General features: G+C 70.0%; 25 protein-coding genes and 1 riboswitch. Of the genes, 12 read left to right on the forward strand and 13 right to left on the reverse strand.

Annotated elements, in window-relative coordinates; genetic code table 11:
• Positions 1 to 50: 50 nt before the first annotated feature.
• Positions 51 to 1,838: a phosphomethylpyrimidine synthase ThiC gene (gene thiC / locus ABZ128_RS02500; RefSeq protein ID WP_356845611.1), complete on the reverse strand. Its 1,788-nt coding sequence runs from the start codon at positions 1,836 to 1,838 to the stop codon at positions 51 to 53.
• Positions 1,833 to 1,979, reverse strand: a riboswitch (TPP riboswitch). (Overlaps the previous gene by 6 nt.)
• 72 nt (positions 1,980 to 2,051) lie before the next feature.
• Between thiC and ABZ128_RS02505 the strand changes: the two genes are divergently transcribed.
• Positions 2,052 to 3,467, forward strand: a complete 1,416-nt coding sequence (locus ABZ128_RS02505; RefSeq protein WP_356845612.1) for a YibE/F family protein — start codon at positions 2,052 to 2,054, stop codon at positions 3,465 to 3,467.
• 19 nt (positions 3,468 to 3,486) lie between these two features.
• Here ABZ128_RS02505 and ABZ128_RS02510 read toward each other — a convergent pair whose 3' ends face one another.
• The 4 genes from ABZ128_RS02510 to ABZ128_RS02525 form a co-directional block, all read right to left on the reverse strand.
• Positions 3,487 to 3,936, reverse strand: a complete 450-nt coding sequence (locus tag ABZ128_RS02510) for an SsgA family sporulation/cell division regulator (protein ID WP_356845613.1) — start codon at positions 3,934 to 3,936, stop codon at positions 3,487 to 3,489.
• A gap of 96 nt (positions 3,937 to 4,032) precedes the next feature.
• Positions 4,033 to 4,770 carry a helix-turn-helix domain-containing protein gene (locus tag ABZ128_RS02515; protein WP_356845711.1) on the reverse strand — a complete coding sequence of 246 codons (738 nt, stop codon included), beginning with the start codon at positions 4,768 to 4,770 and terminating at the stop codon, positions 4,033 to 4,035.
• A 286-nt stretch (positions 4,771 to 5,056) separates the two neighbouring features.
• Positions 5,057 to 5,284 carry a DUF5326 family protein gene (locus ABZ128_RS02520; RefSeq protein WP_356845614.1) on the reverse strand — a complete coding sequence of 76 codons (228 nt, stop codon included), beginning with the start codon at positions 5,282 to 5,284 and terminating at the stop codon, positions 5,057 to 5,059.
• Between the two features lie 149 nt (positions 5,285 to 5,433).
• A complete protein-coding gene (locus ABZ128_RS02525; RefSeq protein WP_356845712.1) occupies positions 5,434 to 5,751 on the reverse strand; it encodes a cupin domain-containing protein in 318 nt (105 codons plus the stop codon).
• An 89-nt stretch (positions 5,752 to 5,840) separates the two neighbouring features.
• Between ABZ128_RS02525 and ABZ128_RS02530 the strand changes: the two genes are divergently transcribed.
• From ABZ128_RS02530 to ABZ128_RS02545, 4 genes are all read left to right on the forward strand, one after another.
• A complete protein-coding gene (locus ABZ128_RS02530; protein ID WP_356845615.1) occupies positions 5,841 to 6,224 on the forward strand; it encodes a phage holin family protein in 384 nt (127 codons plus the stop codon).
• A 7-nt stretch (positions 6,225 to 6,231) separates the two neighbouring features.
• Positions 6,232 to 7,434 (forward strand): cystathionine gamma-lyase, encoded by a 1,203-nt coding sequence (locus ABZ128_RS02535; protein WP_356845616.1) that lies wholly within the window; start codon positions 6,232 to 6,234, stop codon positions 7,432 to 7,434.
• Between the two features lie 180 nt (positions 7,435 to 7,614).
• Positions 7,615 to 8,520, forward strand: coding sequence for a LysR family transcriptional regulator (locus ABZ128_RS02540; protein ID WP_356845617.1), 906 nt, complete (start codon positions 7,615 to 7,617; stop codon positions 8,518 to 8,520).
• A gap of 87 nt (positions 8,521 to 8,607) precedes the next feature.
• Positions 8,608 to 9,087: an NUDIX hydrolase gene (locus ABZ128_RS02545; protein ID WP_356845618.1), complete on the forward strand. Its 480-nt coding sequence runs from the start codon at positions 8,608 to 8,610 to the stop codon at positions 9,085 to 9,087.
• A gap of 37 nt (positions 9,088 to 9,124) precedes the next feature.
• Here the strand turns inward: ABZ128_RS02545 and ABZ128_RS02550 are convergent, their stop codons facing one another.
• Both ABZ128_RS02550 and ABZ128_RS02555 read right to left on the reverse strand, forming a co-directional pair.
• A complete protein-coding gene (locus ABZ128_RS02550; RefSeq protein WP_356845713.1) occupies positions 9,125 to 10,330 on the reverse strand; it encodes a globin domain-containing protein in 1,206 nt (401 codons plus the stop codon).
• A gap of 117 nt (positions 10,331 to 10,447) precedes the next feature.
• A complete protein-coding gene (locus tag ABZ128_RS02555) occupies positions 10,448 to 11,098 on the reverse strand; it encodes an HAD-IB family phosphatase (RefSeq protein ID WP_356845619.1) in 651 nt (216 codons plus the stop codon).
• 175 nt (positions 11,099 to 11,273) lie between these two features.
• Between ABZ128_RS02555 and ABZ128_RS02560 the strand changes: the two genes are divergently transcribed.
• The 3 genes from ABZ128_RS02560 (at position 11,274) to ABZ128_RS02570 (ending at position 13,922) form a co-directional block, all read left to right on the forward strand.
• Complete coding sequence (locus ABZ128_RS02560) at positions 11,274 to 12,161, forward strand: GNAT family N-acetyltransferase (RefSeq protein ID WP_356845620.1); 888 nt, start codon at positions 11,274 to 11,276, stop codon at positions 12,159 to 12,161.
• Between the two features lie 72 nt (positions 12,162 to 12,233).
• Positions 12,234 to 12,695 carry a GNAT family N-acetyltransferase gene (locus tag ABZ128_RS02565; protein ID WP_356845621.1) on the forward strand — a complete coding sequence of 154 codons (462 nt, stop codon included), beginning with the start codon at positions 12,234 to 12,236 and terminating at the stop codon, positions 12,693 to 12,695.
• Positions 12,696 to 12,749: 54 nt separating this feature from the next.
• Positions 12,750 to 13,922 (forward strand): winged helix DNA-binding domain-containing protein, encoded by a 1,173-nt coding sequence (locus ABZ128_RS02570; RefSeq protein WP_356845622.1) that lies wholly within the window; start codon positions 12,750 to 12,752, stop codon positions 13,920 to 13,922.
• A 21-nt stretch (positions 13,923 to 13,943) separates the two neighbouring features.
• On the opposite strand, the gene ABZ128_RS02575 is transcribed toward ABZ128_RS02570, so the two are convergent.
• Both ABZ128_RS02575 and dnaB read right to left on the reverse strand, forming a co-directional pair.
• A complete protein-coding gene (locus ABZ128_RS02575; protein WP_356845623.1) occupies positions 13,944 to 15,332 on the reverse strand; it encodes a serine hydrolase domain-containing protein in 1,389 nt (462 codons plus the stop codon).
• Positions 15,333 to 15,341: 9 nt separating this feature from the next.
• Positions 15,342 to 16,799 (reverse strand): replicative DNA helicase, encoded by a 1,458-nt coding sequence (dnaB, locus tag ABZ128_RS02580; protein ID WP_356845714.1) that lies wholly within the window; start codon positions 16,797 to 16,799, stop codon positions 15,342 to 15,344.
• A gap of 452 nt (positions 16,800 to 17,251) precedes the next feature.
• Between dnaB and ABZ128_RS02585 the strand changes: the two genes are divergently transcribed.
• Positions 17,252 to 18,589 (forward strand): MATE family efflux transporter, encoded by a 1,338-nt coding sequence (locus tag ABZ128_RS02585; RefSeq protein WP_356845624.1) that lies wholly within the window; start codon positions 17,252 to 17,254, stop codon positions 18,587 to 18,589.
• A gap of 114 nt (positions 18,590 to 18,703) precedes the next feature.
• Here ABZ128_RS02585 and rplI read toward each other — a convergent pair whose 3' ends face one another.
• The 4 genes from rplI to rpsF form a co-directional block, all read right to left on the reverse strand.
• A complete protein-coding gene (gene rplI / locus ABZ128_RS02590; protein ID WP_030292603.1) occupies positions 18,704 to 19,150 on the reverse strand; it encodes a 50S ribosomal protein L9 in 447 nt (148 codons plus the stop codon).
• Between the two features lie 18 nt (positions 19,151 to 19,168).
• A complete protein-coding gene (rpsR, locus tag ABZ128_RS02595) occupies positions 19,169 to 19,405 on the reverse strand; it encodes a 30S ribosomal protein S18 (RefSeq protein WP_005315025.1) in 237 nt (78 codons plus the stop codon).
• Positions 19,406 to 19,448: 43 nt separating this feature from the next.
• On the reverse strand, positions 19,449 to 20,036 hold the full coding sequence (locus tag ABZ128_RS02600; protein WP_356845625.1) for a single-stranded DNA-binding protein: 588 nt from the start codon (positions 20,034 to 20,036) through the stop codon (positions 19,449 to 19,451).
• Positions 20,037 to 20,108: 72 nt separating this feature from the next.
• Complete coding sequence (rpsF, locus tag ABZ128_RS02605; RefSeq protein WP_004950685.1) at positions 20,109 to 20,399, reverse strand: 30S ribosomal protein S6; 291 nt, start codon at positions 20,397 to 20,399, stop codon at positions 20,109 to 20,111.
• 251 nt (positions 20,400 to 20,650) lie between these two features.
• On the opposite strand from rpsF, the gene ABZ128_RS02610 reads away from it, so the two are divergent.
• The 3 genes from ABZ128_RS02610 (at position 20,651) to ABZ128_RS02620 (ending at position 23,325) form a co-directional block, all read left to right on the forward strand.
• Entirely contained in the window at positions 20,651 to 20,974 is a 324-nt protein-coding gene (locus tag ABZ128_RS02610; RefSeq protein ID WP_356845626.1) for a hypothetical protein, read from the forward strand.
• 132 nt (positions 20,975 to 21,106) lie between these two features.
• Positions 21,107 to 22,225: a peptidoglycan bridge formation glycyltransferase FemA/FemB family protein gene (locus ABZ128_RS02615; RefSeq protein WP_356845627.1), complete on the forward strand. Its 1,119-nt coding sequence runs from the start codon at positions 21,107 to 21,109 to the stop codon at positions 22,223 to 22,225.
• Positions 22,226 to 22,293: 68 nt separating this feature from the next.
• Entirely contained in the window at positions 22,294 to 23,325 is a 1,032-nt protein-coding gene (locus ABZ128_RS02620; RefSeq protein WP_356845628.1) for an alanine racemase, read from the forward strand.
• Positions 23,326 to 23,349: the final 24 nt, after the last annotated feature.

Genomic DNA, 23,349 nt, shown 5'->3' on the forward strand with positions numbered 1-23,349 from the left:
ACCGGGGAGCCCCCTCCTCTCCCCGGTCCAGCGCCACGGCAGCGTTGTGATCAGTCGGCCAGCGGCAGGTACACCCGGTTGCCGCTCGCTGCGAACTCGGCGGACTTCTCCGCCATGCCCGCCTCGATCTCCTCGGCCTTCAGGTCCCCGCCGTGCTCACGGCGGATGTCCTGGGAGATCTTCATCGAGCAGAACTTCGGGCCGCACATGGAGCAGAAGTGCGCGGTCTTGGCCGGCTCGGCCGGAAGGGTCTCGTCGTGGAACTCGCGGGCCGTGTCCGGGTCGAGAGCCAGGTTGAACTGGTCCTCCCAGCGGAACTCGAACCGCGCGTCCGACAGGGCGTCATCCCATTCCTGGGCGCCCGGGTGCCCCTTGGCCAGGTCCGCGGCGTGCGCCGCGATCTTGTACGTGATGACGCCGGTCTTCACGTCGTCGCGGTTGGGCAGACCCAGGTGCTCCTTCGGCGTCACGTAGCAGAGCATCGCGGTGCCCCACCAGGCGATCATCGCGGCGCCGATGCCCGAGGTGATGTGGTCGTACGCGGGAGCGACGTCCGTGGTCAGCGGGCCGAGCGTGTAGAACGGCGCCTCCTCGCAGATCTCCTGCTGGAGGTCGATGTTCTCCTTGATCTTGTGCATCGGGACGTGGCCCGGGCCCTCGATCATGGTCTGCACGTTGTGGCGCTTGGCGATCGTGTTCAGCTCACCCAGCGTCTTCAGCTCGGCGAACTGCGCCGCGTCATTGGCGTCCGCGATGGAGCCGGGCCGCAGGCCGTCACCGAGGGAGTAGGTGACGTCGTACGTCGCGAGGATCTCGCAGAGTTCCTCGAAGTTGGTGTAGAGGAAGTTCTCCTTGTGGTGCGCGAGGCACCACGCCGCCATGATCGAGCCGCCGCGCGAAACGATGCCCGTCTTGCGGCGCGCCGTCAGCGGCACGTACGGCAGCAGCACGCCTGCGTGGACCGTCATGTAGTCCACGCCCTGCTCGGCCTGCTCGATGACCGTGTCCTTGTAGATCTCCCAGGTGAGGTCCTCGGCCTTGCCGTCGACCTTCTCCAGCGCCTGGTACAGCGGCACCGTGCCGATCGGGACCGGGGAGTTGCGCAGCACCCACTCACGGGTGGTGTGGATGTTGCGTCCGGTGGAGAGGTCCATGACCGTGTCCGCGCCCCAGCGGGTCGCCCAGGTCATCTTCTCCACCTCCTCCTCGATGGAGGAAGTGACCGCGGAATTGCCGATGTTGGCGTTGACCTTCACCAGGAAGCGCTTGCCGATGATCATCGGCTCGATCTCCGGGTGGTTCACGTTCGCGGGAAGCACGGCGCGACCTGCGGCGATCTCCTCACGGACCACCTCGGGGGAGACGTTCTCCCGGATGGCGACGTACTCCATCTCCGGGGTGATCTCGCCGCGGCGGGCGTAGGCGAGCTGCGTCACGGCGGCGCCGTCGCGGCCCCGGCGGGGCTGGCGGGGGCGGCCCGGGAAGACCGCGTCGAGGTTCTTGAGGCCCCCGCGCGGCGAGGTGTGCTTGATGCCGTCGTCCTCGGGGCGGACGGGGCGGCCCGCGTACTCCTCGGTGTCACCGCGGCCGATGATCCAGTTCTCCCGCAGCGGCGGCAGCCCGCGGCGTACATCGGTCTCGATCTGGGGGTCGGTGTACGGCCCGGACGTGTCGTAGAGCGTGACGTCCTTGCCGTTGGTGAGGTGGACCTGGCGGACCGGCACCCGGATGTCGGGGCGGGAGCCCGCCACGTACCCCTTGTGCCAGCCCGGCTGGCGCTCGGTCTGGCCGTCGGCGTCCTGGCTGACGGCAGGCGTGCGTGCGTCCTGAATGGTCATGAGACCTGATCTCCCTACGCCGGCATTACCCGGTAACAGGTTCGGCGGTCGACGCAGCCTCTTCCCGTACGCCTGTACTGCGGCGCGTACGGTGATCAGCGTCCTCTCAGCCCGGTGCTCCGAGCTCCCGCGTTGTGCAAAGGTGCCCCCACGCTAGCGTCATCTGTGGCGTGCTGAACAGTGGGCCCCCTCAACTCTTGCGATGATCTGCCGGTGACGTCCTCGCCGCAGCCCCCCGCCGATCACTCCGAGCCCTCCGGTCACCCGGGCCACGCGCACGCGGGTCCGGGGCACGCCCCCGGGCCTCCCCACGGTTCCGGGCACAGTCATGGACACGGCCATGGACACAGTCACGGCCACGGACCGGCGGCTCCCGTCTCCCGGCATCTGCGCCGGGTCATCGCGGCCGTACTGATCCCCTTCGCCGCCGCGGTCTTCGTCGGCATGGCGGTGCTCTGGCCGGGCGGCGCCCCCGCCCACGAGCGCTCCGGTGTGGGCTTCGACCGCCAGACCCAGCAGGGCAAGGTCGTCGCCCTCGAACAGGTCGACTGCAAATCGGTGAACGTCTCGCAGGTTCCGCCCACCGGCGACACCTCCACCCCGGAAGGCCGGGAAGCGCAGGCAGCACAGACCGGTCAGTGCAAGAAGGCCACCGTCGAGGTCAGCACCGGCCCTGAAAAGGGGCGCACCTTCACCGAGATCGTCCAGCCCGGCGCCCCGCGGCAGTTGGCGGACGGCCAGGAGGTGGTCGTGGCCTACGCCCCGGACGCGCCCCGGGACCTGCAGTACTCCGTGATCGACGTGAACCGGAAACTCCCGCTGGCGCTGCTGGCCGGGATCTTCGCCGTGGCCGTGGTCGTCGTCGGCCGGATGCGCGGCGTGTTCGCCCTGATCGCACTGGTCGTCAGCTTCGGAGTGCTGACACTCTTCATCCTCCCGGCCATCCTGCAGGGCTCCAATCCGCTGGTGGTCGCGGTCATCGGGGCCAGCGCGATCATGCTCATCGCGCTCTACATGTGCCACGGACTGACCGCCCGGACCTCGGTCGCCGTCCTCGGCACACTGGTGTCGCTGCTGCTGATCGGGCTGCTCGGCTCGCTGTTCATCGACTGGGCCTTCTTGAGCGGGAACACGGACGACAACACCGGACTGATCCACGGGCTCTACCCCGCCATCGACATGAGCGGCCTGCTGCTCGCAGGCGTCATCATCGGATCCCTGGGCGTGCTCGACGATGTGACGGTCACCCAGACCTCCGCCGTGTGGGAGCTGCACCAGGCCGACCCGTCTATGGGTTCGCGCGCCCTGTACCGGGCGGCCATCAGGATCGGTCGCGACCACATCGCGTCGGTGGTCAACACGCTGGTCCTCGCCTACGCGGGCGCCGCACTGCCCCTGCTGCTGCTGTTCTCGATCGCGAACAGCAGCGTGGGCTCGGTGGCCAACAGCGAGCTCGTCGCGGAGGAGATCGTCCGCACCCTGGTGGGGTCGATCGGCCTGGTGGCCTCGGTCCCGGTCACCACCGCACTGGCCGCCCTGGTCGTGTCCGCCGACCGGCCCGGGTCCCCGGCCGGTGCGGCGGCGTCGGGGCCGGTCCGCACGGGCCGGGGCCGGCGCCGCAAGCGCTGACGCCCGGCGCCGCGAGAGGTCAGCCGGCGTTCCGCTCGTTCTGCTGGGCCTCGGCCAGGATCTTGCCGAGCGCCTGGTCGAGGTGCCCCTCGAAGTCGCCGAGGCTGCGCTCCTGACCGAGGGGGACCAGCCGGTCGGTCCGGTCGAGGAAGGCGACGAGCGGAGCCGCACCCGCACGAAACAGGGCTCGGTCGGCACCGACCTGGAGGCGGATGTGGACGTCTGACAGCTCGTCGGGGTCGGTGGGGGCGATGTGCACATCACCGTCGCCACAGGGCTTGTTGATGCCGTCGAGCAGCAGTTCTCTGCCGAACGCCCAGGTCACGGGGGCGTCTCCGGGGAGGTGGAAGGTCAGGCGTACGGCATAGGGATCACGGGCGTCGTACCCGAGTTCCACCGGGATCCGGAACGAGAGCTCCTCGGAAACGAGGAAGCTCATCATGACCTCTGCCTGTACCGACTCGCGCATTGCCTACCCCGCTGTAGTGGAAGTGGCCAGGAATGATCCCCAGGGACCTCTTGACAAGGGTGGTGTAAGCGCTGGCAGATCACAAGGAGTGAGATTTCAGATACTGATAGAGAACGAGAGGGTGCTCAACAGCGCGCCTACTTCACTCCGTAGCCGATCAACCGCAGAGCGCAATCGGTCTTCTTGGTGCAAGGGAAGGGAAATCGCCATCGTTGCGGCCGTATCGCCGGCCGTGATGGGGATCGCGGCGCACACCGTGCCGAGCACGTACTCCTGACGCTCCGTAACCGGCTGCATCCGGCCCAGGGACGCAATCCGGTGTTCCAGCGCGCGTTGGTCCCGGACCGTGTAAGCGGTGAGGGGGCCGACCGGGTGGCGGTCGTAGTAGTCCTTGCGCGTCTCCTCGTCGAGCTGCGCCAGCAGGCACTGTCCGATGGCGTGCGCGTGGCCGGTCTCGCGGAAATCGGCCCACTCCTCACAGGCGGGGTTGGCCGGGGTGTCGGAGACGCCGACGACCTCGATCTCACCCTCGCGGAACACCGCGAAGTAGACGGGGGCCCCGACCGCGTCGCGGAAGTGGGCCAGCGATTCGAGGATCATGCTGCGACGTTTCTGCTGCAGCCCGGCGCGTGCCAGCCGCCCGGCGGCGTCACCGAGGACGAACACCCCGCCCTCGCGGCGCAGATATCCCTCGTGGGTGAGGGTGCGCAGCAGGTGGTAAGCGGTGGGAAGGGGGAGCCCGGCCTCGCGGGCCAGTTGTTTCGCCGGGGCCCCTTCACTGTGGGAACCCACCGCTTCGAGCAGCCTCAGCGCCCTCTGCACCGACCCGATCAGCGTCGGCACACCGGCGTTGTGAAGCGAAGACAAAGCTCACCCCCAGGCGTGGCGGCGGGCCTCGGAGTGACCCGCCCTGCGGGGGCCGCCCCCGCACGGTCCGTGGTTCCTGGGGGTCGTGCTCGGCTGGTCCTAGACATCACCGCAGGTCAGAGCGGATCTACCGGCGTTCGGTGCCCAGGGATCGGCACAGATTGCCACTCTATCCGCCGATTCCAACGGTGTGAGGGGTTTCGCACCTCATGTTCGCCCACCTGGGTTAGTCACCACCCGACGGGGCCGGGACCTACCACTCGCCGGAGGAGGACTTCGCGCCGTTCCCGCTGAACTTCTTCACGAGGAAGACCAGGGCGCCCACGAGAGCGACGAAGAGCAGCACGTCGAAGACGAAGCCGATCAGCGCGCTGAGGATGCTGGTGATGACGCCGCCGAACACGAAGACCACCAGAAGCGGGATGGCGACCCACTTCACCCACCAGGGCATGCCTGCCAGCGTCTCGCGGATGCCGTCCATGTCCTCGACCTCTTCCTCTTCCTCGTCCGTTGACTTCCTGCTCTCGATGCTAGGAGTCCACGGACCGGGCCGGGGGCCCAGGAGCCCCCGCAGTCCCCTGATCCGCCCCCTAGGGGGCGGGGGACCCGGGCCCTCCCGCAGAGGGGCCGTCACGCCTCCGGCGGTGAGAACACCACGAGCACCTTGAGGTCCTCCGTGATGTGGTGGAACTTGTGGGGGACCCCGGCCGGAACGTAGACCACGCTGCCGCGGGCCACCGCCGTCGTCTCCGTGCCCACCGTGATCGAGGCGCGCCCGCTCACGACGAAGTACACCTCGTCCTGGCGGTGCGGCTGTTGCGGGTCGCTCTGGCCGGCATCGAGGGCGTACAGCCCCACCGACATGTTCCGCTCGCGCAGGAACTGCAGGTAGGCGCCGTCGTTCGCGAGCCGCTCCGCCTCAAGCTCGTCCAGCCGGAAGGCCTTCATCGTGTCGTGCCCCTCGTGTTCGTCAGGTTCCCCGGCATCCGCTGATCTGCGCATGTTCCACGGGGATCTTCTCTGCCACGATCAGACACATGACGAATTTCGTAGTCAAGACGCTCGCGAACGCGGCAGCCCTCGCCGTGGCCATCTGGCTGGTCGCCGGCATCACCCTCGACGACCACAGCAGCTCCCTGGGCCGCAGGACCCTGACGCTGATCCTGGTCGCGCTGGTCTTCGGCCTGGTGAACTTCATCGTCAAGCCGGTGGTGAAGCTCCTCTCGCTGCCCCTGTTCATCCTCACCCTCGGCCTGTTCACCCTCGTCGTGAACGCCTTGATGCTGCTGCTGACCTCGTGGCTGGCCAAGCAGCTGGACCTCAGCTTCGACGTGGAGAACTTCTGGAGCGCCCTGATCGGCGGCCTGATCATCTCCGTCGTGTCCTGGGCCGTGAACGTGGCCCTGCCGGACAAGGACTGAACAGCGCATGAACCACCCCCAGCGCGACCAGCACGACGGCGACCGCGGCGCCCCCACCGAGGCGGTCAGGGCAGCAGCGTCCCGGCCGGGCGACGGCACACGGGCCGTCCGGGCCGGACTTCCCGACCCCGTCAAGAACGAACCGCCCCTGCCCGGGCCGGTCTTCGCCGCCCATTTCCACCTCCCCGGCGCGGTCGAAGGTCCGTACACCTACGGCCGCGACACCAACCCGACCTGGACCCTGCTGGAGCGCGCCATCGGGGAACTTGAGGCGCCCGGCCAGGACGGGGTGGACACGGTCGTCTTCGCCTCCGGCATGGCCGCCGTCTCCGCCGTCCTCCTCTCCCAGACCCGCGCCGGGGACACGGTCGTCCTGCCCGACGACGGCTATCAGGCGCTGCCCCTGGTCCGGGAACAGCTTGAGGCGTACGGCGTCCACGTCCGCACGGCCCCGACGGGCGACGACGCGCAGCTCGCCGTGCTCGACGGGGCGCGCCTGCTGTGGATCGAGACCCCGTCCAACCCCGGGCTCGACGTCTGCGACATCCGGCGCCTGGCCGAGGCGGCCCGTGCGGGCGGCACCCTCGTGGCCGTCGACAACACCCTCGCCACCCCGCTCGGCCAGCGCCCCCTGGACCTGGGCGCGGACTTCTCCGTCGCCAGCGGCACCAAGGGCCTGACCGGCCACGGCGACCTGCTGCTCGGGTACGTCGTCTGCCGCGATCCCCGGCTCGCGGCAGCCGTCCGGCGCTGGCGCAAGATCGTCGGCGCCATCCCGGGTCCCATGGAGGCCTGGCTCGCCCACCGCTCGCTGGCCACGCTCCAGCTGCGCGCCCAGCGGCAGTGGGCCAATGCACTGGCCGTCGCCGAGGCCCTCGTCGACCGCGGCGAGGTGGCCGGTCTGCGCTATCCGGGCCTGCCCTCCGACCCTTCGCACGAGCCCGCCGCCCGGCAGATGCGGGGCTTCGGCTCGGTCGTCTCCTTCACGCTCCCGGACCGCGCGCACGCCGAGCGCTTCATGGCCGCCCTGCAACTGGTCGAGGACGCCACCAGCTTCGGCGGGGTACGGTCCACCGCCGAGCGGCGCGGTCGGTGGGGCGGGGACGCCGTCCCGGAGGGCTTCATCCGGTTCTCCGCCGGGGCCGAGGACACCGAGGACCTGGTCGCGGACGTGCTGCGCGCCCTGGAATCCGCGGCCGCGGGGGCGTGAGCAGCGGCGAAACGAGACGGCGGTCCGAGCCTCCCCCCTCCTGGCTCGGACCGCCTCGGGTTCCTGCACGAAGAACCACGACGACAAGGCTAGTTGACTCAGCGTCAGAGTCCAATCACGGTAACGACAGGGGCCTATCGGCATATTTATAGTTGAAGGTCCCACCGAGAGGGGGCCTTCATGGACCTGGCCCTGCTGCGTACGTTCGTCGCCGTGCACCGGGCCGGCTCGTTCACCCGGGCCGCCGCGCTCCTCGGGCTGTCCCAGCCCGCCGTCACCTCGCAGATCCGCACTCTCGAACGCCAGCTCGGCCGGCCCCTGTTCCACCGACGTGCCCGAGGGGTCACCCCCACGGCCGTCGGTGACGAACTGGCCCACAAGGCCGCCCCCCACCTCGACGCCCTGCTGCGGATCACCGAGGTCGAGCGGGAGGCCGCCGGGGCCTTACGCACCCTGCACCTGGCCGGCCCACCGGAGTTCCTGTCCCTGCGGGTGCTGCCCGCCCTGGCACCCCTCGTCGGCCAGGGCCACACCCTGCGCACCGCCCTGCTGACCGGGACGGAGGAGATCCTCGACGGGCTCGCCTCCGGCCACCACGACCTCGTCGTCACCACGGCCCGCCCCCGCGGTGCCCTGTTCAGCGCCACGCCCCTGTGCGACGAGGAGCACGTCCTGGTCACCGCGCCGTACTGGGCCGCCCTCATCGATCCGGACCGGCTCCGCGACAAGGGGCCGGCGGCCCTCGACGGGATTCCTCTCGTCGAGGTCCACGAGAGCCTGCCGCTCGTCACCCGCTACTGGGCCACCGTTTTCGAGACCCGCCCCGGCACCCGCCCCGACGCGGCCACGGTCGTCGCCCCCGACCTGAGGGCGGTACTGGAATGCGTCCGGTCCGGCTCCGGGCTCGCGGTACTGCCCCGCTACCTGTGCCAGGACGCGCTGGACCGCGGGCAGATCGTCTCCCTGCTGGAACCGCCCGTACCCCCGCTGCGCACCTGGTTCCTCGTGGTGCGGGCCGGCAGCCTCTCCCTCGCCCACCTTGCCCGTGCCCACGACCAGCTGCTGCGCGCCGCCGCCCACTGGTGAGACCCGGGGCCCGCGGACAGGGCCCCACCTGCGGGCCGTTTCCCGGGGGCGCGTTTCAGGAACGGAACTCTGGGCCACTCTTCTCCCATGACCGAACGTCCCGTGGTCAAACGCACCGCCCGCGCGATCCTGCTCGACGGTGACGACCTGATCCTCATCAAACGCACCAAGCCCGGCGTCGACCCGTACTGGGTCACCCCCGGCGGTGGGGTGGAGCCCTCGGACGCCACCGTCGTCGACGCCCTGCACCGCGAGGTCCACGAGGAACTCGGCGCGAAGATCACCGATGTGGTGCCCTGCTTCGTCGACACCGTCGAGCACATCGCCGGTGGCGGAGTGACCGGCGTCAAGGTGCAGCACTTCTTCGTCTGCCACCTCGAATCGATGGACCCCAGCCAGCGGCACGGTCCCGAGGTCGACGAGCCGGCGGGCGAATACGAGATCGTCCGCGTGCCCTTCAGCCGGGTCGGTATCGCCGCCGTCCATCTCGTTCCGCTGTCCCTGCGCCACTACCTCGACGGGAACATCGAGGGCGTACGCGCCATGCACGCCCCCGACCTGGGTTGATCCTGTTCTGCAAGAGAAGGGCGGGCGCCCGCCGGTCTCAGCCGGCGACGCCCGCCAGTCCCTCCAGCGCGTCGTAGCGGATCCGCTCACGGGGTATGCCGATCCGCCTGAGCTCGTCCACACCGCTGCGGATCATCGCGGGCGGCCCCGATATGAACGCGTCGTACGAGCTCCACGGCCCGTGCTCCCCCACGGCCTGGGGCAGTTGTCCGGCCAAGCCCTCGCAGACCACCGGGCGCACCGAAAGCCACGGATGCGAGCGCTGGAGCCCCAGCAGGGTGTCCTTGTCGTAGAGGTCGTCGTCCCGGCGTGCTCCGAAGAACACCTCGACCCGGCGGCGCTCGCCGTGCTCGGCCACGTCCTCGATCAGCGCCTTGATCGGCGCGATGCCCGTACCGCCGCCGAGGCAGAGCATCCCGTTGTCGGTGCTGTGGTCCACCACCATGGATCCGGCGGGCGGCCCGAGCCGCAGTACGTCGCCGGGGCGCGCATTGCGGACCAGGGCGTTGGAGACCCAGCCCGCCGGAACGGCCTTGACGTGGAAGGAGAGCAGTCCGTCGGCGCGCGGGGCCGAGGCGAAGGAGTAGTGCCGCCAGACCCGCGGCCACCACGGGGTTTCCAGGCTCGTGTACTGGCCCGCGAGGAAGGGGTACGGCTGATCAGGGCGGACCGTCAGGACCGCGATGTCCGGAGTCCGCAGATCATGGGAGACCACCTCGGCATGCCACCAGGCCGGGGACTTCATCTCGTCCTCCGCTGCCGCGTCGATCATGATCTGGGAGATCGACGTGTAGGCCCGCACCCATGCGGCCTCCGCTTCGGGACCCCAGCTGCGCTCGGCGTACCGGGCCAGCGCCGACATCAACGCCTCACCGACCACCGGGTAGTGCCCGGCCATCGTGCCGTACTTGCGGTGGCCGGTGCCCAGCCGCCGGAGATAGGGGACGAGCACGTCCGGGTTGTCGATGTGCTCGGCGGCCGTCAGCAGGGCCTTCAGCAGCCGATCGCGCTGTGCGTCCATGGCGGCCGGGAACATGCCGCGTACCTCGGGATGCCCCGTGAAGACCAGGGCGTAGAAGTAGGAGGTCACCTTGTCGGCGACCGGCGCGATGTCCTCAAGGGTCCGGCGGATCAGCACTGCGTCCGGAGAGGGCTCGGCCGCACCGCCCCCGGACGGTATCCGGCCCGTCCGTGTGGCCGGTCTGGTGGGCGGAGCGTCCATGTGGTGCCTCGCTTCGAGCATCTCGTCGGTAAGCACGCCACGGCCTTCGAATCCGTGGTTCCGGGCTTCACAGCCTGCCAGCCCCCCTGGCCGCTCGCGGGGAAACGCGGAAAATCCGCGTTTCGGACCCGCCTCCCCCTAAGATGCCGGGACTCCCGTGCGTGCCATGTCCACCAGCCGGTACGCCTCCCGCAGGTCCCGCCCGACGTACACGTGTGTCGCCCGCTCCGCCAGGGAGGCAGGCGCGTTGACGGCAACCGACACCGAGACGGCTTCGAAGAGGATCGCATCGGTCACGGAGTCCCCGTAGGCAACACAGTCCGCGCGGCTGACCCCGAACCGCGCGCACAGCTGGTCCGCCACGGTCACCTTGCCCTCCGGTGTCAGGATTCCCGCGCTGTCCACGGGCCGGGTGAACGGCACTTCGGGGAAGACCGAGCCGTGCGCGGCATGGGCGCCCCACTCCAGCAGCAGCTCCACGAAGAAGGACGGCGACAGAGAAATCACCGCGCAGTAGTCCCCGCGCTCGCGGATCTCCTGCCACACCTCGCGGATCCCGGTCAGCCACGGAGAGCCGTCGAAGGCCGCCCGGACATGCGCGGGCGTCAGCTCGGCCCACAGCCGGTGCACGGCCACCGAGAACTCGTGCGGCCCGATCTCCCGCGCACTGAAGGACCGCTCCAGTTCGGCGATCTCCGCACCGAGGCCGAGCTGCCGGGAGATCTCGGTCGGCGCCGCCGAGCCATACATCAGCGTGCCGTCGAGATCGAAGAGATGCAGGAGGGTCATGGCAGCCGAGGCTAGCTTGTTCGTCGCCGGGAGAGCGAGGTCTGTTTCACGTGAAACGTCTCGTGGTTTCACGTGAAACATCGGTTCCTGCCCTGGGAACGCCACCTCGTTTCACGTGAAACGTAGATCTCAAATCCCCTGGACGGGCCACACTTTGATGATCCAGGCTGAGCCGGTGACACGACCACACCTCACCGACCTGCCGATCCGTGCGCTGACTGTGGACGATCTCCGCCGCTGCGCCGACCTGTCCGAAGACCGGGGCTGGCCCCGCGAGGATCACAAGTGGGGGCTGCTGCTCGCCGCCGGAAACGGCTATGGCATCGATGCTCCCGATGGGCAGGGCCTTGCCGCCGCCTGCGTTGTCACCTCGTACGGAAGCCCTCACGCGAAGCCGGACCTGGCCGCCATCGGGATGGTCCTCGTCGCCGGCCGTTACGCCCGCCAGGGATTGGGGCGCCGCCTGATGACGCACATCTGCGACGGGGTGCTCATGGGCATCCCCTTGACCCTGCACGCCACGCCGTACGGCCGTCCTCTTTACGAGGAACTCGGCTTCGAGACCACGGGCCGCGCCGAGATGCTCATGGGGGACTTCCGAGCCGACGCCGCAGTCTCGAAGCCGGATGGGGTACGGGTGCGGCCTGCCGCCGGCGAGGACATCCCGCGCATCCTCCGCCTGGACACCGAGGTGTTCGGTACCGACCGGACCCACATGATCACGCGGCTTCCCGCCTTCGCGGACCGGCTGCTGGTGGCGGAGGACGAGAGCGGCAACCTCCTCGGATACGGTGCGCTCTGGCCCAACATGGACACCCATGTCGTGGGCCCGCTGGTCGCGCGCGACACAGCCGGCGCCCAGGCGCTCGTCGGTGCGCTGGCCGCCACGACCGACCGGCCCCTGCGCACCGACATCGACGTACGGCACGAGGAACTCCTCGCCTGGCTCAAGAACCGGGGCATGGTCTCGGTGGCCTTCAATGCCGTCATGACCCGCGGCCTGCCCGGCCTGCCCGGCGACTGGACCCGCCGCTGGGCCCCGCTCACCGTGGCAGCCGGCTAGCGGATGTCCCGCGGAGTCGGGGCCGGGCCCGGCCCCGACCGGCCCCCCGTAGCTCCAGGAAAGGAACACTCCATGGCTGACGCCGCCGAGTTCGACATCCGGCCCGCCACCGAAGAAGACCTGCCCGCCATCGTGGCGATGCTCGCGGACGACCCCCTCGGGGCCACTCGGGAGTCCCCCGGCGATCTCACCCCCTACCTGACGGCCCTCAAGCGTCTGGCGGACGACCCCCACCAGCACCTGGTCGTCGCCGTCCGCGCGGGCCGTGTCGTGGGCACCCTCCAGCTCACCGTCATCCCGGGCCTGTCCCGCAGGGGAGCCACCCGCTCCCTGGTCGAGGGCGTGCGGGTGCACGCCGACGAGCGGGGCGGTGGTCTGGGCACCCGGCTCATCCAATGGGCCATCGACCAGTCCCGGCGGGAGAACTGCCAACTCGTCCAGCTGACCTCGGATGCGACCCGGACCGACGCGCACCGCTTCTACGAGCGGCTCGGCTTCACCGCGTCCCACGTCGGCTTCAAACTCCCCCTCTGATCGAACACGTCGAGAGCGGGGCCCGTACAGCCGGCCCGGCCTACGATCGGGAAGATGAGCGCCCTTCCCCTCATCACGGTCGCCGAGCGCCGGAACCGGCTCGGCCGTCGCCACTGTCTGGCCCCCTCGGCCCACGCCGACGCGGTGCCCGAGGTGGCGGACGCAGTGGTCGCCCTCCACGCCACGGACGCGGCGACCGTCTTCCTCTCCGCCCGCGCCCGCCTGGCGGAGGGGGGCCCCGCCGTGATCGAGAAGGCCTTGTACGAGGACGTCAGCCTCGTCCGGCTGCTGAGCATGCGCAACACGCTGTTCGCCGTGTCCACCGCCCTTGCGCCGTACGTGTACGCCTCCACCGCACGCGGCATCGCCCTGAAGGAACGGCGCACGCTGCTCAAACACCTCCAGGAGGACGGCCAAGGCCTCGACGCCGACTGGCTCGCCCAGGCCGAGGCAGCCGCACTCGACGCCCTGGACACGCGAGGCCCTTCCACGGGCAGCCAGCTTTCGGCCGCTGTACCGGCCCTCCGCCGGAAGATCACCGTCGGGCGGGGAAAGAAGTACGAGGCCGAGACCGGCGTCGCCACCCGCGTCATCCGCCTCCTGGCCGCCGACGGCAGGATCCGCCGGGACCGGCCGCGCGGCTCGTGGACCTCCAGCCAGTACCGCTGGGTGCACACCGCACCCTGGCCCGACGTACCCGCCGCCGAAGCCCGCGCCGAGATCGCCCGCCGCTGGCTCCGCTCCTACGGGCCGGCCACGGAGGCCGACCTCGCCTGGTGGACCGGCTGGAACCTCACCGACGTCCGCAAGGCCCTCGCCGCCGTCGGGCCCGACCAGGTCCGCCTGGAGGACGGCACCCTCGCTCTCGTCAGCCCGGGGGACACCGGGTCCGAATCCGCTCCCGAGCCCTGGGCCGCCTTCCTCCCCGGCCTCGACCCCAGCAGCATGGGCTGGGCGGACCGAAGCTTCCACCTGGACGCCGCCCACCGGAGCATCCTCTTCGACTACGCCGGCAACATCGGTCCGACCGTCTGGTGGAACGGGGAGATCGTCGGCGGCTGGGCGCAGCGCGCCGACGGCGAGATCGTCTGGCGGCTGCTGGCCGACCGCGGTCGCACCGCCGAGGAGGCGATCACCACCGAGGCCGCCCGCCTCGGCCGCTGGGTGGGCGACGCCCGCATCACCCCGCGGTTTCGCACTCCTTTGGAGCGGGAGCTCACCGCCTAGGCAGCCGAGGAGCGCGCGGTCTCAGCGGCCGATGCCGCGCCAGCCCTGCGGGTCCACGCCGCCGGGCACCGGGGCCTCCGGGTCATAGGGTTCCCGCGTGAACACGAACGACCCGAGGTCGAGGTGGCTCACGGCACCGTCCGTCCGCCGTACCGCGCGCAGCGTCTCGCCCGCGTAGTAGCCGGACAGGCCCCGCCAGGTGCCGTCCGGCTCCGCCCGGAAGCGGGCCGTACGCCCCATCGCGCCCACCGGTCCCAGGTGCAGGAGCCCGTCGGCGGTCAGCCGCACGAGGTGCGGCGCCGTACCCCAGTACCAGGGGCCGCACAGGTCCAGCGCCACCGGATGCTCCTCGGGGAACGGCTTCCACGGCTCGGGCATCCGCGGTTCCGCGTCTGCCACCAGGTTCACCAGGTCCATGGCCACCGTCGCGGCCGGCAGGCCGGAGGTGCAGTTCGCCAGTACGACGGCCGCCAGGTCGTCCGCCTCGCTCGCCCACAGACCTGCGACGAAGCCCGGCAGCGAGCCGCTGTGTCCGACGAGCCGGCGTCCGCGGCTCTCCGCCAGCTGCAGCCCCAGCCCGTATCCCAGGTCGGCGAAGCCGGGCTCCGGGGGAGCCGCCGACGTCCGCATCTCGCGTACCGTCTCCGGGCTCAGGACCTGCTCGTCACCCCGCAGCAGGAACCGGGCGAACCGTGCCAAGTCCTGGGTGGTCGACCACAGTTGGCCGGCCGCGGCCATCAGGCCCAGGTCCTGCGCGGGCTCCGGCATCATGAGGTCCGCCCAGGGGTGCACGGCCCATCCGCCCGCGTGCGGAGCCTGCGGCTGCGCCGTCGTCCGGTGCAGTCCCAGCGGGTCCAGCACCTCGGTCCGCAGCACCTCTTCCCAGGGCTTGCCGCGCACCGCCTCGACGAGTGAACCCAGCAGGGTGTAGCCCGGGTTGGAGTAGTGGTGGCGCCGCCCGGGCTCGAAACGGAAGGGCTCCTCCCCCAGCACGTCCGCGAGCTCCGGACGCTGGGCACCCGGGGTCCGCTCCCACCACTCACCCGGGGTCTCCGCCGCGAGCCCGCCCGTATGCGCCAGGAGTTGTCCGACGGTCACCTCGCCGGCCCCCGACCCCGGCAGGTGCTTCTCCAGGGGATCCCCCAGCCCCAGCAGACCCTCGTCCCGCAGGCGCATCACGAGAACGGCCGTGAAAGTCTTGGTGATCGAGCCGATCCGGTACTGCACGTTCCCGTCCGGCCCGTGCCCCTCGACCGAGGTCCGGGAGCCCTCCCAGACCACCGCACCGTCCCGCAGGACCGCGGCCACCACCGAGGGCGCACGGCCTTCGCTCTGGGCGACGGCAATACGGTGCCGCAGCGCGCGCCGCGTGGAGGGGAGCAGATCCAGGTCTTCAGCGTGGGCATCCATGGACGGATGCTACGTGTTGGCCATGTCCACGAACCGCGAATAATGGCCCTGGAAGGCGACCGTGATCGTCGCCGTCGGGCCGTTGCGGTGCTTGGCCACGATCAGGTCCGCCTCACCGGCGCGGGGCGACTCCTTCTCGTACGCGTCCTCACGGTGCAGCAGGATGACCATGTCGGCGTCCTGCTCGATCGAGCCCGACTCACGCAGGTCGGAGACCATCGGCTTCTTGTCGGTGCGCTGCTCGGGACCACGGTTCAGCTGGGACAGCGCGATCACGGGGACCTCAAGCTCCTTGGCCAGCAGCTTGAGGTTTCGGGACATGTCCGAGACCTCCTGCTGGCGGCTCTCGGGACGGCGCGAGCCGCCCGACTGCATCAGCTGGAGATAGTCGATGACGACGAGCGAGAGGTCGTTGCGCTGCTTGAGGCGCCGGCACTTGGCCCGGATCTCCATCATCGACAGGTTGGGCGAGTCGTCGATGTAGAGAGGGGCAGCGGAGACGTCCGGCATCCGGCGGGCGAGCCGGGTCCAGTCGTCGTCCGTCATCGTCCCCGAGCGCATGTGGTGGAGCGCCACCCGCGCCTCGGCGGACAGCAGGCGCATCGCGATCTCGTTGCGCCCCATTTCGAGGGAGAAGATGACGCTCGGCAGGTTGCTCTTGATGGAGCAGGCCCGGGCGAAGTCCAGGGCGAGCGTCGACTTGCCCATGGCGGGACGGGCGGCGATGACGATCATCTGGCCCGGGTGCAGGCCGTTGGTCAGCGAATCGAGGTCGGTGAAGCCGGTGGGGACACCCGACATCTGGCCGCTGCGGGAGCCGATCGCCTCGATCTCGTCGAGCGCACCCTCCATGATGTCGCCGAGCGGCAGGTAGTCCTCGGAGGTCCGCTGCTCGGTGACGGCGTAGATCTCGGCCTGGGCGCTGTTGACGATCTCGTCGACGTCACCGTCCGCCGCGTATCCCATCTGCGTGATCTTCGTACCCGCGGCGACCAGGCGGCGCAGGACGGCCCGCTCGTGGACGATCTCCGCGTAGTACTCGGCGTTCGCCGCGGTCGGTACCGACTGCACGAGGGTGTGCAGGTAGGAGGCGCCGCCGACCTTGCTGATCTCGCCGCGCCGGGTCAGCTCGGCGCCCACCGTGATCGGGTCGGCCGGCTCCCCCTTGGCGTAGAGGTCGAGGATGGCCTGGTAGATCGTTTCGTGCGAGGGCCGGTAGAAGTCGTGCCCCTTGATCACCTCGACCACGTCGGCGATCGCGTCCTTGGACAGCAGCATGCCGCCGAGTACGGACTGCTCCGCATCGAGGTCCTGCGGCGGAACGCGCTCGAACCCGCCGCCGCCGTCCCAGGAGCCTCCCTCGCGACCCCGCTCGTGCTGCTCGTCCCTGCCCCGGCCCTCGCTGCCGCGGCGGGAACGGGTGGGCAGACGGTCACCGGGACCGCTGTCGGCCCAGGGGTCGTCCAAGGGCTCGGGCATGCTCACCGGGCCGCCTCCTCCCGTCCGCAACGCGGACCTCGCCGTGCGACAGTTTCTACGACACGGCTCTGACATTCGGGACGCCCGGACCGGCGGTGGCCGAGCCGGGCAACGCCCAACGGTAGGCCCGGGAGCGACGTCAGCCAATCTTGTTATCCACAGGCTGTGTGGATGAGATGTGGATGACGGAGCGAATGCTGTGGGTAAGTCCCCGGAAGCTGTGCACGGAGCGGGGGACGACGCTGTGGACAAAATCACCCAGCCACCCCCTGCACCCCATGTGACCTGCGGTTTTCCTCTCCGCGCCCTGTGGGTCGAAATTTTCTTGGCGCCAGGTTCGAGTTCGCCTCCAATGGGGTGCCCAGAACGTCGCAGCAGGTGTTGAAGTAAGGACTACATGCACCTTGCGTCTATTACCTGTGGAAGATTAGATTGGACTCATGACCCAAGCCCTCGTCCGGCCGGAGGCTGCCCCGAGACGGCACGACCGAGAGATACTCGCGCTCGCCGTCCCGGCCTTCGGCGCGCTCGTCGCGGAGCCCCTGTTCGTCATGGCCGACAGCGCCATCGTGGGGCACCTCGGCACCCCCCAACTGGCCGGCCTCGGCATCGCCGCTGCTCTGCTCACCACCGCAGTGAGCGTCTTCGTCTTCCTCGCCTACGCCACCACTGCGGCCGTGTCCCGCAGGGTCGGAGCCGGCGATCTGCAGGCAGCCATCCGTCAGGGCATGGACGGCATGTGGCTCGCCCTCCTGCTCGGCACGGCCGTCGTCGCCGCGGTCGTGCCCACGGCGCCCGAGCTCGTCGCCCTCTTCGGGGCCTCCGACACCGTCGCCCCCTACGCGGTCACCTATCTGCGGATCTCGGCCCTCGGCATCCCGGCCATGCTCATGGTCCTTGCCGCCACCGGTGTCATCCGCGGCCTCCAGGACACCCGGACCCCGCTCTACGTGGCCGTGGGCGGCTTCGCCCTCAACGCGGGCCTCAACGCCGCTCTCGTCTACGGAGCCGGCCTGGGCATCGCCGGATCGGCCTGGGGCACGGTCCTCGCCCAGGGCGCCATGGCAGCCGTCTACCTCGCCGTGGTCGTCCGAGGAGCGCGCCGACACGGGGCGTCCTTGCGGCCCGACGCGACCGGCATACGGGCCTGCGCCCAGGCCGGCGTGCCCCTGCTCGTCCGGACCCTCTCCCTGCGCGCCGTTCTGATGCTCGCGACCGCGGTCGCGGCTCGCCTCGGCGACGTGGACATCGCCGCCCACCAGATCCTGCTTTCGCTCTGGAGCCTGCTGGCCTTCGCCTTGGACGCGATCGCCATCGCAGGGCAGGCCATCATCGGCCGCTACCTCGGCGCCGGTGACACCATCGGCGCCAAGGCCGTCTGCCGCCGCATGGTGCAGTGGGGGATCGTCTGCGGCGTCCTGCTGGGCACGCTGGTGGTCGCCGCGCGCCCCCTGTTCATCCCGCTCTTCACGAGCGACCAGGCGGTCGTGGACGCCCTACTGCCCGCCCTGCTCGTCGTGGCCGTCGCCCAGCCGGTCGCCGGCGTCGTGTTCGTGCTCGACGGGGTCCTGATGGGCGCGGGCGACGGCCGCTACCTGGCATGGGCCATGCTCGTCACCCTGGCGGTCTTCACCCCGGCCGCTCTGCTCGTCCCGGTCGTGGGCGGCGGCCTGACCACCCTGTGGTGGGCCATGACGGTGATGATGCTGGTCCGGATGGCCACCCTCCAGCTGCGCGCTCGCTCGGGCCGGTGGCTGGTGGCAGGCGCGACCCGCTGAGCCCGGACGTTGTTTCACGTGAAACACGGCCCGCCGGGGGCGACGTTTCACGTGAAACAACGAGAAACGACGAAGGGCCGCACCCCAGGGGGTGCGGCCCTTCATACGCAGCACTTAGGCGGCGACAACCTCGACGCCCACGTTCGCGGCGACCTCGGCGTGCAGACGCACGGAGACCTGGTACGAACCGAGGGTCTTGATCGGGGCAGCCAGCTCGACGCGGCGCTTGTCGACCTTCGGACCACCGGAAGCCTCGATCGCCGTGGCGATGTCGGCCGGGGTCACGGAGCCGAAGAGGCGGCCGGCGTCACCCGAGCGGGTGGCCAGACGGACCTTCGTGCCCTCAAGCTTGGCCTTGACCTCGTTGGCCTGCTCGATGGTCGCGATCTCGTGGATCTTGCGGGCGCGGCGGATCTGCGCCACGTCCTTCTCGCCACCCTTGGTCCAGCGGATCGCGAAACCGCGCGGGACCAGGTAGTTGCGAGCGTAACCGTCCTTGACGTCGACGACATCGCCGGCGGCACCGAGGCCAGAGACCTCGTGGGTCAGGATGATCTTCATTGGTCGGTCACCCTTTCCTTATCGCGCGGTGGACGTGTAGGGCAGCAGCGCCATCTCACGGCTGTTCTTCACGGCCGTGGCGACGTCACGCTGGTGCTGCGTGCAGTTGCCGGTGACGCGGCGGGCACGGATCTTGCCGCGGTCGGAAATGAACTTCCGCAGCATGTTCGTGTCCTTGTAGTCCACGTACGCGGTCTTGTCCTTGCAGAACGCGCAGACCTTCTTCTTAGGCTTGCGCACAGGCGGCTTCGCCATGGTGTCTCTCCTGTGTGATCAAGAAGTTTGGATGCGGGCTTCCCTAGAAGGGAGGCTCGTCCGAGTAGCCGCCGCCGGAACCGCCGGAGCTTCCGCCCCAGCCGCCCCCGCCGCCCTGCTGCTGGCCGCCGGCCGGCGCGCTGGACGCCCACGGGTCGTCGGAGGGAGCTCCGCCGCCCTGGGGTGCGCCGCCGCTGGGGGCTCCGCCCCAGCCACCGCCGCCGCCCTGCTGCTGGCCGCCGCCGTACCCGCCCTGGCCGCCGCGACCCGTGGTCTTGGCGACCTTGGCCGTGGCGTTCTTCAGGCTGGGGCCGACTTCCTCGACGTCCAGCTCGTAGACCGTGCGCTTGACACCCTCACGGTCCTCGTACGACCGCTGCCTCAGCCGGCCCTGCACGATGACGCGCATGCCCCGCTGGAGGGACTCGGCGACATTCTCGGCCGCCTGCCGCCACACCGAGCAGGTCAGGAACAGGCTCTCGCCGTCCTTCCACTCATTGGTCTGACGGTCGAAGGTGCGGGGGGTGGACGCGACACGGAACTTCGCGACCGCCGCACCCGAGGGGGTGAAGCGCAGCTCGGGGTCGTCGACGAGATTGCCGACGACCGTGATGACGGTCTCGCCTGCCATGGGTGAACCTCTCGGCGGGGATTGCTGCTGGGCTGCTGTGCTACTCGGTCCCGATTACCGCTGAACCGGAGTTCAGTGGGTCTCGGGGCGAAGGACCTTGGTCCGGAGAACCGACTCGTTCAGGTTCATCTGTCGGTCAAGCTCCTTGACGACCGCAGGCTCGGCCTGGAGGTCGATGACCGAGTAGATGCCCTCGGGCTTCTTCTTGATCTCGTAAGCGAGACGACGACGGCCCCAGGTGTCGACCTTCTCGACCTTTCCGTTGCCCTCACGGACGACGGAGAGGAAGTTCTCGATCAGCGGGGAGACAGCGCGCTCCTCAAGATCGGGGTCGAGGATGACCATCACTTCGTAGTGACGCATGTGGAACCCACCTCCTTTGGACTCAGCGGCCACGGTCGTTCCGTGGCAGGAGGGTCGTGATGCGTGCGCACGGTGTCCACAGAGCAGACACCGCGCAGACCGTACAGACTACCTGCTCGACTCCTTCCGGTTGAAATCCGGCAGGAAGAGGCCACACTCTGTATGCACCGGGTGTGCGCGGTGCTATGTCTCCGGCTCTGTCGGTGACCTCCGCCGCAGCACCGCTCTGCTCAGCCAGGAGGTGCCTTCCGATGGCACAGGCAATGCGACGCCAGCCCTCGTCCCAGTCGATCTCCCTCTTCTCGACCGACGGCAAGCCCCATCCGCTGCAGGACACCCTGCTGGCGGTCACTCTGGTCCTCGGTGCCGTGGCGTTCGTCACGGCGTTCTTCCACAACCTTCACCTGCTCAGCTCGTGGACCGGGCTGATCGGAATCCTGACCGGCGCGTACGGGCAGTTCATCTCCGTCACGACACGCGAGCGCTTCGCACTGATCATCGGCCTTGGGGCCTCGGCCATCGGCTTCTTCCTCGGCATGGCGCACGGCGGCCTCTTCGGCGGCTGGCTGGGCTGACCGGGGACTCCTCCGCGACAGGGCGCCGGCCCGCACCCGGCCCGGGCACGGCCCGTCCCCCAGAAGGGTGGCGCCCTTGTCGCAGTAGGCTTCGCGCCATAGCCAGCGAAGCCGCCGGAGGAGACGCCCCGCATGAGCCTGTCCCTGAGGACCATCAGCCGAGAGCAGCATCTGGGATACCTCCAGAGCCTGCCCTCGGCGAGCCACTGCCAGGTCCCGGCGTGGGCCGACGTGAAGAACGAGTGGCGGTCCGAGAACCTCGGTTGGTTCGACCAGAACGATGAACTCGTCGGCGCCGCACTCGTGTTGTACCGGCAGCTGCCCAAGGTGAAGCGGTACCTCGCGTACCTCCCCGAGGGTCCGGTCATCAACTGGTACGCCCCGAACCTGGAGGAATGGCTCCAGCCGATGCTGGCCCACCTCAAGCGGCAGGGCGCGTTCACGGTGAAGATGGGCCCGCCCGTCGTCATCCGCCGCTGGAACGCCGCCGCGATCAAGGCCGGCATCCAGGACCCCGAGGTCAAGCGCCTGCGCGACGTGGAGGCCTCGCACATCGAGCCCCGCGCCTTCGAGGTGTCCGACAAGCTGCGCCGGATGGGCTGGCAGCAGGGCGAGGACGGCGGCGCCGGCTTCGGCGACGTACAGCCCCGCTACGTCTTCCAGGTGCCGCTCGCCAACCGCTCGCTGGACGACGTCCTCAAGGGCTTCAACCAGCTGTGGCGCCGCAACATCAAGAAGGCCGAGAAGGCCGGTGTCGAGGTCGTCCAGGGCGGCTACGAGGACCTGCCGGTGTGGCAGGAGCTGTACGAGATCACGGCCGAGCGCGACAAGTTCCGCCCGCGGCCGCTGAGCTACTTCCAGCGCCAGTGGACGGCCCTCAACTCCGAGGACCCGAACCGGATGCGGCTCTACATCGCCAAGCACGACGGGGAGCCCCTGGCCGCCGCCACCATGCTCACCGTCGGCCAGCACGTCTGGTACTCGTACGGCGCGTCCGCCAACCACAAGCGCGAGGTGCGGCCGTCGAACGCGATGCAGTGGCGGATGCTGCGCGATGCGTACGCTCTGGGTGCCGGCGTGTACGACCTGCGCGGGATCAGTGACACGCTGGACGAGAACGACCACCTGTTCGGCCTGATCCAGTTCAAGGTCGGCACGGGCGGCGAGGCCGTCGAGTACGTCGGCGAGTGGGACTTCCCGCTCAACAAGATGCTGCACAAGGCGCTCGACATCTACATGTCCCGTCGCTGACCTGCCGCCGCACCCCACCACACCGCACCGCTGCACACGCAGCTTTTCGAGAGAGGCTCCGGACGGGCATGGCGCTCACGCTCTACGTCGACACCGCGCGCTGGCGTGCGCACCAGAAGCAGGTCCAGGACCAGTTCCCCGGACTGATCCCGGTCTGCAAGGGCAACGGCTACGGATTCGGGCACGAGCGGCTGTGCGAGGAGGCGACCCGGATGGGCGCCGACATCCTGGCCGTCGGGACGACGTACGAGGCCGCCAGCATCAAGGACTGGTTCAGCGGCGACCTGCTCGTCCTCACCCCGTTCCGGCGCGGCGAGGACCCGGTGCCGCTGCCGGACCGGGTCATCCGCTCGGTGTCCTCGCTCGACGGGGTCCGCGGCCTGGTCGGCGCCCGCGTGGTCATCGAGTGCATGAGCTCGATGCGCCGCCACGGCATTTCCGAACAGGACCTGGGGCAGCTCCACTCGGCGGTCGAGGACGTCCGGCTGGAGGGCTTCGCCCTGCACCTGCCGCTGGACCGGCCGGACGGCTCGGACGCCGTCGAAGAGGTCATCGGCTGGATGGACCGGCTGCGCGCGGCCCGGCTGCCGCTGCACACCATGTTCGTCAGCCACCTGCGGGCCGAGGAGCTGGCGCGGCTGCAGCAGCAGTTCCCGCAGACCCGCTTCCGGGCCCGGATCGGCACCCGGCTGTGGCTGGGCGACCACGAGGCGACCGAATACCGCGGCGCCGTCCTGGACGTCACGCGCGTCACCAAGGGCGACCGGTTCGGCTACCGCCAGCAGAAGGCCGCCTCGGACGGCTGGCTGGTCGTGGTCGCGGGCGGCACCTCGCACGGGGTGGGCCTGGAGGCCCCGAAGGCCCTGCACGGGGTGATGCCGCGCGCCAAGGGCGTCGCCCGGGCGGGCCTGGCCACCGTGAACCGGAACCTGTCGCCGTTCGTGTGGGCGGGCAAGCAGCGCTGGTTCGCGGAGCCACCGCACATGCAGGTCTCGATCCTGTTCGTGCCCTCGGACGCGCCGGAGCCGAAGGTCGGCGACGAGCTGGTGGCCCACCTGCGGCACACCACCACCCAGTTCGACCGGGTGATGGACGCCTGATCGGCCCGGGACGGGCGCGGCGCG

The organism is Streptomyces sp. NPDC006326 (assembly GCF_040612915.1).
Taxonomy (GTDB): domain Bacteria; phylum Actinomycetota; class Actinomycetes; order Streptomycetales; family Streptomycetaceae; genus Streptomyces.